The organism is uncultured Anaerovibrio sp. (assembly GCF_947302755.1).
Lineage (GTDB): Bacteria > Bacillota > Negativicutes > Selenomonadales > Selenomonadaceae > Anaerovibrio.
The window spans coordinates 1-11,835 of record NZ_CAMYWM010000077.1 but is presented as its reverse complement, the minus strand read 5'-3'; the positions used below and the strand labels follow the sequence as shown (position 1 = coordinate 11,835).

Sequence of the window (11,835 nt, the reverse complement as noted above, 5' to 3'; positions counted from 1 at the left end):
AACAAGGGCTTATAGCCCTAGAGCAAACCACCCGTTTGACGGGTGGTCCTGATTTTAGGGAACAGGTGGTGGGGTCAGGCAGATTGCCTGTGGCAGCCGGCTGGCGACCTCTTCATCATGGGTAATAATCAGCAGGGCCTTATGGGCTTGGCTTGTGTGGCTTATGAGGCTGTCCAGCAGCATGGCCGCAGTTTGTTTGTCCAGTCCATCGGTGGGCTCGTCCAAAATCAGACACGGTGCGTCACTGGCCACGGCCAAAGCGGTCAGCAAGCGATTTCGTTGTCCGCCGGACAGGCGTTGGCCATTTTCCCCCAATGGTTCCTCCAGCTGCCGGGGAAAACGGCGAACTGTATCGGCCAGTTGGGCAATTTCCAATGCGGACCAGATTTTTTCCTCAGTAATATGGGGGTGAAGACGGGTAAAATTGTCTTTGATGGATTCCGCAAAGATATGACAGGGCTGCAGAGCGGCCGAAAAATATTTACGCAGCTCAGCGGCAGGCCATTGGGGGTAGTCGACCCCCATAAGCTGCAATTTACCGGTGGTTACGGGCCAGAATTTCAGTAAAAGCTGGGCCAGGGTGGTTTTTCCGCTGCCGCTGTCGCCCCGAATGGCCAGCATCCCCCGGGATGGTAGGGAAAAGGAAAGAGGGGTAAATACCGGCATACTAGGCAAGTGGGTAGAGACTAACGGTGGGGCAGAAGTCTCTGATATTGGCCCACTTTCGTTATAGGTAAAGGTTATTGCTTCGCCCTGCAGCAAGGTCTGCACCGTAGACTGCTCTTCCGACTTGGCCATATATGGCATCGGTGGTTCCTCCTGGGGAGCAGCAGCTTCGGCAATAAATACGCGCTGGGCGGCTTCCCGGCCTTTAGGTAGGAGAGCAGCGGCCTGGGCCAGCTCCCTGAATTCGCTGAACAGGCCCAGGGCCACCAGGCACCACACGGCTAACCAGCGGGGGACTATCAGGTGCAGCTCTACGGCGTTGATCAGCAGACCAATATACAGGATGAAGGCAAGGTGGCGAACCAGGGCCAGAAGCGCATCGATTTGGTCCTGGCGCAGCTGCAGGCGGCGATATGAACTGCCGTAGGCGGCTGCTGCCTGGTCAAGGCTGGTCAGAAAATTCTGCACTGAGCCGGAGGCGGCCAGCTCTTCATGGCCCTGGGCAAGGTCCAGCAATTTGTCCCGGTAATCGGCTTCAGCGGCGAATTCATTGGCGTCCCTGGTCATAAGGGCTGGGATAAGCAGATGTATACCAAAGAGAAACCACAGCAGACAGGCGGCCATGGGGGAAACCGATTGGAGGCACAGGGTCAGGCACAGAGTCAGAAGAGCCGTGTCGGCCACGGGCAGCAGACAGCGTATATACATATCCCGCAGGGTCACGGCATCCTGACTGAGCTGCTGGAGATAAAGGCTTTGGCGGGTAATACCGGTGGATAAGGGCAATTTTTGGCATACGGTATCATAAATCCGCAATTGCAGCTGTTCATAGGCTTTAAAGGCAATTTTGTGGGAGAAAAGACGCATAAGATAGCGGGCCGCCGCCCGGCTCAGGCCAAAGAACCGCACACAGGTTATACCGATGGTCAGGGCATACAGGGGCGGTTGTAGGGCGGCATAGCTGATAATCCAGGCGGCAGCCCCCATAAGACCGATGCCCGTAAGCCCCGCCAGGAACCCAATGGTTATCATGACCAGTATATTGGCCATGCCGGCCATGCAGATGAGTTTGTGTATTACAGCAAGATTATTCATGGTGCACCTCGATAGCTGTATCGGCCCATTGCCGAAGGGTCTGGTGATGGGAAATTACGATAATGGTTTTCCCCTTGGCAAACCGGCTGAGCAGCTGTAACAGCTCCTGCTCCTCCTCGGCCTCCAGACCGGCAGTGGGCTCGTCCAACAGGACCACCGGGCGGTTTTGGTAAAGGGCCCGGGCCAGGCCCAGGCGTTGCCGCTCTCCGTGGGAAAGCCCCTGTCCACCGGCTCCCAACGGGGTATTGGACGATAAATGAAGCCCCACGGCGTTAATAATATGGGTTATTTTACGACGCATTTCCTCTGTATACGCAGTTGTGGCAAATAGACAGATATTATCTGCCAGTGACCCTTGAAATACATGGGGGGATTGAGGAATATAAGTAATAAGCTTGTGCCTGCTGTCCGGGACAATTTTGCCCAGGTCCTTATCCTCCAGGAAGATATGGCCCGTCTGTGGGGTGAGCAAGCCGGCCACAAGCTTCAGCAGGGTGGATTTGCCCATACCGCTGGTGCCGTACAGGCAGGTGATGCTGCCGGCCGGAAACGCCAGGGACAGCTTGTCCAAGGTGGGCAGTGGGGCACCGGGATAGGTAAAGGAAATATTGCTGAGGAGGATTTTGGGCGGCAGGCGCAGGGTATCATGCTGCTCTGTTCCGGCTTGCCCATGCTGGTCCACTACCTGCTGGAGCTGGGCCCAGGCAGTCCGTACATCAATAATCCCGTGAAACACCATGCCGCTCTGCCGCAGGGGCTGATAAAATTCCGGCAGCAGGAGTAACAGGCAGAAGGCCCTCTGAAAGTCCATTTCGCCATATAGCAGTCTAAAGCCGATAGCAACGGCCAGAATAGCAATGGTCAGGGTCGTAATAAGCTCCAGGGCAAAGCTGGAGATAAAGGCCAGGCGCAATACCTTAAGGGAGGCCCGGGAAAACAGGTGGCCTAGGGCTGCTAAATGGGACTTTTGCTGGTTTTCCTGCCGGAATATTTTCAGACTGACCATACCTGCCAGGGTATCCTTAAAGGCAAAGGTCAGCTCCTCCAGCTGCTTCCACTGCTCCAATGTGGCACGCCTGGTCATTTGACCGATAAGCCATAGGAGGAGGGGGGCGATGGGCAGGGTGACCATCATTATAAGAGCTGACCAGGGGTCGAGATATAGTACGGTCATGAGAATTATTGGCAATGACAGGCTGATGGACAGAAGGGGCGGCGCAATAAGGGTGAATAGCTTGTCCATGGTCCCGACGCTGTCCAGGGCAAGAATTTGCAGGCGATGACCGGGGATAGACTGGTGACCTGCCCCCTGATGCAGGCGTTGACGAAGGGTTATTTGAAGCTGCCGGGAGCTGTTATGGAGTGCCTTGTTCAGGAAAAAGGTGAGCAGGGCCTTTACCAGCAAGAAAAATAACAGCAGTCCCAGGGAGACTGCTGTATGATGATAATCCTGATTAATGAACACATCACAAACCACCTGGCTCAGCTGCCAGGCTGTACCCAGAATACAGAATGAAATTAACAGCTGAAGCAGGCACGGGGCTATAAGTGCCTGCTTCGGGACAGGAAAGGCTTTAATATTCATGATGTGTATCAATTGTAATGCGATGTCTAAAGGTCCAATAGGTCCAGCCCTGGTAAATCAGTACTACCAGGACGAGACACAGGGCGGCCACGGTCATTATGGACAGGGTGTATTCAGAGGAGGCGGCATTGGTAATGGTCAGGCTCCAGTCCGGATTTAGGCTGGACACCATAAGCCGAGGGAACATGGTCAGGAAGAAGCCGGCCGTCAGCAGAATGATGCTTCCGCCGGTGGCGACAAAGGCCCGCTTCTCACGGTGGTGCAGCAGGTCCAGGGCACTGGCCAATAAAAGGACCGCCGCCAGAACGAACAACACGATTTCCAGGGAGTGGAATGACAGCAGGCCCTTGGTGATTGGCGCGATTATGAGGATTACCGCCAGAATAAAGGCACCAAGGCAGGCACGCAGGCCCGTGCGCCGGACAGTGGCACAAAGGGGTTCATTGTCCAGCTTCAGGGCCAAAAAATTTGCTCCATGGAAGGCAAAGAGACACAGGGTCATGAGGCCGCCAAGAATGGAATAGGGGCTCAGCAGGTCAAAGAATGTACCCTGATAAACCATGTTTTGCCCAATAGGGAGGCCCACCAGCAGGTCGGTCATGGCTACACCCCACAGGAAGGCCGGCACAGCTGAACCAAAGCATATGGCCTTGTCCCAGCCCTGCTGCCAGACCAGCGACTCATGGCAGTGGCGCAGCTCAAAGGCCGCTCCCCGCAGAATAAGGGCAATCAGCATTAAAAAGAGGGCCATGTAGAAGCTGCTGAACATGGTGGCGTATACGTGAGGGAAGGCCGCGAACATGGCACCGCCGGCCGTAATCATCCAGACCTCATTTCCATCCCATACCGGGGCAATGGTGGCCAGGATTTGGCTGCGTTCCGCCTCCTGCTTGGTCAGGAAGGGCATGAGCATACCCACGCCGTAGTCAAAGCCCTCCAGAAAGAAGAAGCCCGTAAAGAGTACCCCAATGAGGATAAACCACAGTACGTTATAATCCATCATAAAGCCCTCCCTTCATTATTGACGGTTTCAATGGTGGTTTGGCTGATAATACGGCAAATAACGTAGAACGCGATTATAGCCAAAATAAGGTATACAAGGGTAAAGCCGGTCATGGTGATGAATACCTCGCCAGTGGTCAGATTTGGCGATACGGCATCGGCAGTTTTCTGCAGGCCGACAACAATCCACGGCTGGCGTCCGGCCTCGGCGATAAACCAGCCTGCTGAGTTGGCCAAAAATGGCAGAGGCAGCAGAAGGGGGGTAAGGGCCAGGAAATATCTGAATTTGAATAGCCAATCCTGCTTTACCCATGCCAGCCCACCAATCAGAAAGGCCAGACCGGCGATGGCACTGCCGCAGGCGATCATCAGGCGGAAGCACCAGAAGAGTCCCATTACATCGGGAATGTAGTTGCCGGCACCGTATTGCTGCTCGGCAGCGGCCTGCAATTGATTTATACCCTGGACCGCTCCCTCCGGCTTGTTGTATAGCATAAAGGAAAACATTGCCGGAATAGTTATTTCACTGTCATTTTGCCGCTTTTCCTGATTTATGTCCGCCACCACGGCAAAGGGAGCCGGATCCTCAGTTTCCCACAGGGCCTCCATGCTGGACAGCTTCATTGGCTGGGCCTGGGCCAAATATTGGGTGTGCATGTGGCCTGTGCCCATGGCCCCCATTATACCCACTATCAGATAAATGGAGGTGGCCTTCAGCCCTTGGAGAAATACCTTCCGGGAGGCGTCATCAGTAGCGTATTTCCAGCTGCAGATAATCAGCAGAACAAAGCCTGCGGTAGCAATACCGGAAAATAGGGTGTGGCTCATTTCCCCCATTACATATGGATTGGTAACCAGGGCCGCAAAATCGGTCATTACAGCCCGACCGTTCTCGATGGCGTAGCCCACCGGATGCTGCATAAAGGAATTGGCCACCAATATCCAGAAGGCCGACAGGTTGCTGCCAATGGCCACCAGCCAGATACAGGCACAGTGGAGCTTCTCCGGCAGCTTGTCCCAGCCAAATACCCAAATGCCTATGAAGGTGGATTCCAGGAAGAAGGCCGTAAGGGCCTCCAGGGCCAGAGGTGCCCCGAAGATATCCCCCATAAAGCGGGAATATTCGGACCAGTTCATACCGAAGTGGAATTCCTGCACGATACCGGTTACTACCCCCATGGCAAAATTTACCAGAAAGATAGCCCCGAAGAACTTTATCAGCTTTTTGCAGGGCTCCTTCCAATGGGCCCGCCTGGTGGTAACATAGCAGGTTTCCAGCAGGGCCAGGAACAAGGTGAGTCCCAGGGTCACGGGAACAAACAGGAAATGATAGATAGTAGTGATGGCAAATTGCCAACGGGAAAGTAATACTATATCCATAAAACCACTCCTTTCACACAATGCAGTCATATGAACGAAATATTTATCTATATAGAATACTATCACATGTTGGCATTATTTTAAATGTATACATAATAAATTTTAAAGTATATAAAAAAGGAGCTGTGATGTTTCACAGCTCCCAAGGATTGTTTGGTTAAAAAATTTAAAGCATGTGGGCTCTCAGTTCCTCGCCGGAGAGGGGGCTAAGATATAAAAAATAATGTATGTATGTGCTAATTTGCTGGCAACTTTCATATATACCAATGGAAAGTATACGTCATAATTATTGTATAAATGTGAATAATATAAACTAATTGACACCTCTTTTTGTTTGATTTACAATAAACTAGTAAAAAAGTCTTAATTACGGGATGAGTGAAGACATAATTTGGGGGAGGTAAAACTTGTAATGACAACAAGGAAGTTAAAAACTGCAGTCGTATTGAGTATGTTGTCCATTGGTGTACTTACTTTGGGCAATTTCGATACGTGTAGTGCAGCCAATACGGTTACTATTGATAATGAGACCGTAGAGGAGGTTGTTTATGCTGAGTTGCTGGACACTGGAATTGCCGCTGATAATGTTGTTAATATTAAAAATGACAGCGTTATGAACGGTGAAGTTTACGGTGCTGGCTCTAAAGCGGGAGATGCTAACAAAAACACGGTAAATATCTCGGATAGTAAGACCAAGAACGATGTCTATGCTGGATATTCTTTTCATGGAAATGCGGCGGATAATCAGGTCAACGTTATTGGTAGCGAACTGAAGAATACCGGTGAAAAAGGGATTTACGGTGGCTATATCTGTGATAAGGGAAAGGTCAGCGGCAATACCATTACGGTTAAAAACAGCCGGGGAAGTGCCGATCTGCATGCTGGATTTGTAAAGGAATACAGTGCGGACAATACCGCAGAGGGAAATTCCATAGTAATGGAGAATTCCAAATTCTCAAGTTTTGTGGTTGGCGGCGGCATGGCAGACTCCAATGCGATTGGGAACTCAGTGAAAATCAGCAAATCCACATTGGAAGTGAATGACAGCGATGATGGTGTGTTATTTCACAGAAGCACCATTTTGGGGGGCTGGTCCAACCGGGGCGCGGTATCGGATAATGCCGTAACTATTGAAAAAGACAGTGAGATTGGTCACGATATAATGGGTGGTGTGGCCAACAAAGATAATACAAATTCCGTCACCAATAACTCCATAACCATAACGGATTCGAAACTATCCAGTTCCAAGGTGTTTGGTGGGCGTGGGGCCAATGTTTCCGGTAACAAGGTAACTATTACCAGTAGCAATGTAGGAAACATTGAGGCTGGTCCGCCAGTGGAGGTGGCTGGTGCATGGGCGGAATATTCCGATAGAAATGCCACAGAGAATAACGTAAGTATTGAAAACAGCATTGTGTTTGCGTATGCCTTTGGCGGTGGTTCCACCAGCGGGAACAGCACCAAAAATATCATCAATGTTTCCAATAGTGACGTACAGACCGTAACCGGTGGCTATTCCGGAAAGGAAATCGCTTCAGATAATTTTGATAAGTATATAAAATCAAAAATTCTTGGCACGGCCAATAATAATACTGTAAACATTACCAAGGGCATCGTCAGTGAAGATGTTAAGGGCGGAGCCTCCTGGTATTATGAGGTGGATGGTAATGGCGTAACTGGTCGTACCGCCGGCGGTGATGCCAATGGCAATACGGTAAATATAAAGGACAGTAATTATTTTGCTGCCGAGGTATATGGCGGTATTTCCGGCGGCAACAGCAAGGCCAGTGTGTCCAATAACGTGGTAAATATCACCAAAAGTACATTGGGTAAATCTGTTTATGGCGGATTGGTGAAGAGCCGCAGTGGTGAGGACGTGGCAAATAATAATGCTGTAACCATAATAGATTCCACCACGTTGGTTGGTAATGTATATGGAGCCAGTGCCTCGACGGTAGATGATAACTCTTTAACTGTAAAGAATTCCAAGTTGACAACTCAGAATTTATTTGGCGGTATGGGAAATATGGCTCAAGGAAATACTGTTACCTTGAACAAGGCTACCATAGTGGTGAATAATGCATATATCGCTGGTGAATTGGCTGGAGCGAAGACTACCAAAGAGGCGGTAGAGAACACTGTAAATATTGAAAATGGTAGTAGTGTTCCACTAACAACATATGGCGGATATTCTTATGGGAATACTTCAAAGAATGTTGTAAATGTTACTAGTAGTGATGTATCTGAAGTTGTAGGTGGTTATTCAGGAATAAGAGCCAATACTGCTGAATATGATGATGTCATTAATAGTAAGGTTGGCAATGCCACCGGAAATACTGTAACCGTTAATAAAAGTACAGTTGGTTCAATTACTGGTGGACAGTCTTGGTACCAGGAAATACTGAAGGATGGTAGCAATGGACGCTTAACTGGTGGCGATGTTACAGATAATGTTGTCAATATTGTTGATAGTACGATTCGTGGTGGAGTCGACGGCGGTACAACTGGAGCTGGTCAGGCGTCCAATAATGTTGTAGAAATTAGCGATAGTCAGGTAAGCTCACAGATATATGGCGGTTACACTTATGAAGGTGATGCTTTAAATAACATCGTTAATATCACAAATAGCAATGTAACAAGCTCTGAGGTATACGGTGGGTATTCATTTAAAAAAGGAAATGCCAGTGGAAATACAGTAAATATTTCTGGATGTACATTTTACAATGGGGCTTCTCCTCATATAGACGGTGGCAGAAGCTATGATGCTGATGCCAGTGATAATATTGTAACAATTAAGGATAGTGAGCTCGCTGTTCCTGTATATGGTGGCATAGGTGAAAAGAGGGCCATCGGCAATACTGTAAAAATTATTAACAGTAAAACAACAACAGCCACTGAATATAATATTAGCGATAGATTATATGGCGGAGAAGCAGAAACTGCCACTAATAATAGCGTAATCGTAGATAATAGTACCTTAGACAGCTTTATCAGAGGTGGTTCTTCATCTAATGGTACAGCTTCAGGAAATGTGGTTAGCATTATAAATGGTAGTACGATACTAAATGAGGTTCAGGGAGGTTATTCCTTTAATGGTAATGCCATCGATAATACCGTAAATATTCATAGCAGTCATGTTATTTCTTTAATAGGTGGTTATTCTGGCAGCGAAACGGCGGATGTTACTACCGGCAACTTATTAAATGTCTATGGTATGAACAGTACTGCCAGGGCCGTCAATAATTTCAGCTTTATGAACTTTTACGTGCCAGCCGATGCGGAAAATGGCAGTACATTACTGACCATTATTGACGGCGTTGATGCAACGGATTTAGCCAGTGTTAAGGAAGTAAAGGTGGGCGTTGATAAGGGTAATACTAAGCTGAAAACGGATGATGTGGTCAATCTTATTGCCAATGAAAAGGGCATAGAGAATTTTTCCGCCACCACCGGTAAAGTGGCCGAGTCGGATTATGTAGAATTTGATAGTAAAATTGGACTTAACAGCGATAGCACGGCTTTGATAGCCACTATTACCAATTCCCCTAATGACAGTGATTTCATTCGGGGTGGCAATGTGACTGAGAAATCCAAGTCAATGCCAGAGACTGCCGCAGCAGCTGTAAACTTGGTTAATTCCGGTGCCGATACGATTGCTGATCAGGCCATGGGGTGTGCAGCTGATGCTGTAAGTGCTCAAGGGGCTGCTGACAGTGGAATGGCTCCATTTGCCACTACTGGTGGCTCTTCCCAGCGATTAAATTCTGGTTCTCACGTGGATACCAAGGGTTGGGGCATCAGTGTAGGCTTTGCCAAGGAAGTTAAGAATGACAGTGGTAAGCTGCTTCTTGGTCCGGTATTCGAATATGGCCGGGCTAACTATGACTCCTATTTGGATAGTGGCTACCATGCTTCCGGTAGTACCCATTACTATGGCTTGGGCCTGATGGCTAAGCAAACCAACAATGATGGCTTGTACTATGAGGGCAGTTTGCGGTTTGGTAAGCTGTTTTCCGATTATGAGGCCGACAGCAGGACTGGTGGCAAGTATGATTCCTCCACCAAGTATTTTGGCTTACATGCCGGCCTTGGCAAGATTGTCCAGCTGGATGAGCAGTCCAGTCTTGATTTCTATGGTAAGTATTTCTTGACCCATACCTTTGGCTATGATACTACTATGCACGCCAATGGTCGGGAATACGCTATGCATTTTGGTGCTACAAATTCTAACCGTATCAAGCTGGGTACCAGATACAATTACAAGGTAAGCAAAGAGACTACTTTGTACACTGGTATTGCATGGCAGTACGAGTTCAGTGCGGACAACACCTGTACCATTGACGGTGCCAGCACTCCATCCCCAAGCATGAAGGGAAGTACCGGCTATTTGGAGCTGGGTATAAAGAATGAGCCAAACGACAAGTTTGAATGTGGTATTGGCATAACTGGTAGCGTGGGTAAAACTCAGGGTATCGGAGCTAATCTGAGCTTACTGTGGAAGTTCTAGAATTGCAATGAAATAATTAGGACATAAAGTCAGATTAAGGACTGGAAAACCAATGCCGTTTCATGATGGTAAGTTGCCAGTCCTTTTTACATGCGGAATTTAAAAAGCCGAACCCATATCCATAGGGATAAAGGTTCGGCCTTTTTGTTGAAAACCAATTTGCCTACAAGATAAATTGGCATTTAATATTTTCATTAAAATGGGCGGCATTATTCCACCTATTATTTAGATAGGAAACGGCCTCCCGATTACAAATAGGAGGCAGTCAGCAAATTAAAGCATGTGGGCTCTCAGTTCCTCGCCGGAGAGGGGGCTCAGGTAGGCAGGGGCAATATCGAACACGGTTTTGCAGCCTTTGGCACCCTCCTGATGGAGGCGGTTGATGGCCCGGGCATAGGCCACGATTACTGAGGCAGTGAATTCAGGATTGGAGTCCAGCTTCAGGCTGTATTCGATGACGTGCTTATGCTCGTTGTTCCAGCCGGTGGTACCGGTGCGGAATACAAAGCCGCCGTGGGGAATACCGCTGTGATTTTTCTGCAGCTCTTCCTCGGAAATGAAATGTACAGTGGTATCATAGTCGGAGAAGTAATTGGGCATTTCCTTGATTTCCTTTTCAATGGCTGCCTTATCTGCACCCTCCTCAGCTACCACGAAGCACTCCCGGGTGTGCTTCTGCCGGGTGGTAAGGTCAGGGTTTTCACCGGCGCGTACCGAAGCCAGGGCACTTTCAACGGGAATGGTATACTGCTTGCCGTTCTTCACGCCCTTTACCCGGCGGATAGCATCGGAATGTCCCTGGCTGACGCCCTTGCCCCAGAAGGTGTAGTCGTTACCATTGGGCAAAATAGCGTTGGCATACAGCCGGTTCAGGGAGAACATACCCGGATCCCAGCCGGCAGAAATAAGGGCAATGTGGCCGTTGGCCTTGGCTGCGGCATCTACATTGGCAAAATGCTCAGGAATGCGGGCATGGGTATCAAAGCTGTCAATAACGTTAAAATGCTTTGCCAGGGCCGGGGTCATTTCCGGCAGATCGGTGGCACTGCCCCCGCAAATAATCATTACATCGATTTTATCGGCAAATTGGTCCACATCCTTGGCGGATGCCACAGTGACGCCTGGGGTCTGAATTTTAACAGTGGAGGGATCGCGACGGGTAAATACCGCAACCAGCTCCATATCTCCGCTGTTTTTTACGGCACACTCAATACCACGGCCCAGATTGCCATAACCATAAATACCAATTTTCATGTGAAATCACCTCATTAAAATTCTATGCATGCTAAGTATACCACTTTCCATATTTATAACGCAATAGTTATATTATGTATACACAGTATATTTATTGCCCAATGTTGGTAAACTCCGTGCGAAATGATATTTTGCACCAGGCCTTTACACGAACACTGAGCTTCCACTGCACCGTAGGCTTGTGCTCACTAAGTGTTTGTAGTAAACTCCGTGCGAAATGATATTTTGCACCAGGCCCTTACAACGAAATCTACAGCTCATCTGCATCCTTTGGATTTGCTTCGCTAAGATTTCATAGTAAACCACATGCCTTGACGGCACCATTATGAACGAAACCACCTTCAGT

General features: G+C 48.9%; 6 protein-coding genes. 1 reads left to right on the top strand and 5 read right to left on the bottom strand.

What is annotated here, in order from left to right:
* Positions 1–54: 54 nt before the first annotated feature.
* The 4 genes from Q0Y54_RS08385 to Q0Y54_RS08370 are packed head-to-tail and all read right to left on the bottom strand — an operon-like array spanning position 55 to position 5,728.
* Entirely contained in the window at positions 55–1,761 is a 1,707-nt protein-coding gene (locus tag Q0Y54_RS08385; RefSeq protein WP_297966267.1) for an amino acid ABC transporter ATP-binding/permease protein, read from the bottom strand.
* Entirely contained in the window at positions 1,754–3,346 is a 1,593-nt protein-coding gene (locus Q0Y54_RS08380; protein ID WP_297966265.1) for an ABC transporter ATP-binding protein/permease, read from the bottom strand. Before Q0Y54_RS08380 ends, Q0Y54_RS08385 begins: the two co-directional genes overlap by 8 nt.
* The gene (gene cydB, locus Q0Y54_RS08375; RefSeq protein WP_297966270.1) at positions 3,336–4,346 is read right to left on the bottom strand and encodes a cytochrome d ubiquinol oxidase subunit II; all 1,011 of its coding nucleotides are present in this window, start codon (positions 4,344–4,346) and stop codon (positions 3,336–3,338) included. The genes Q0Y54_RS08380 and cydB overlap by 11 nt, the downstream gene beginning before the upstream one ends.
* Positions 4,346–5,728 (bottom strand): cytochrome ubiquinol oxidase subunit I, encoded by a 1,383-nt coding sequence (locus Q0Y54_RS08370; RefSeq protein ID WP_297966263.1) that lies wholly within the window; start codon positions 5,726–5,728, stop codon positions 4,346–4,348. Before Q0Y54_RS08370 ends, cydB begins: the two co-directional genes overlap by 1 nt.
* Positions 5,729–6,140: 412 nt before the next feature.
* Here Q0Y54_RS08370 and Q0Y54_RS08365 point away from each other — a divergent pair, with 412 nt between their 5' ends.
* Positions 6,141–10,235, top strand: a complete 4,095-nt coding sequence (locus tag Q0Y54_RS08365; RefSeq protein ID WP_297966261.1) for an autotransporter outer membrane beta-barrel domain-containing protein — start codon at positions 6,141–6,143, stop codon at positions 10,233–10,235.
* Positions 10,236–10,508: 273 nt separating this feature from the next.
* On the opposite strand, the gene Q0Y54_RS08360 is transcribed toward Q0Y54_RS08365, so the two are convergent.
* Entirely contained in the window at positions 10,509–11,489 is a 981-nt protein-coding gene (locus Q0Y54_RS08360; protein ID WP_297966259.1) for a diaminopimelate dehydrogenase, read from the bottom strand.
* Positions 11,490–11,835: the final 346 nt, after the last annotated feature.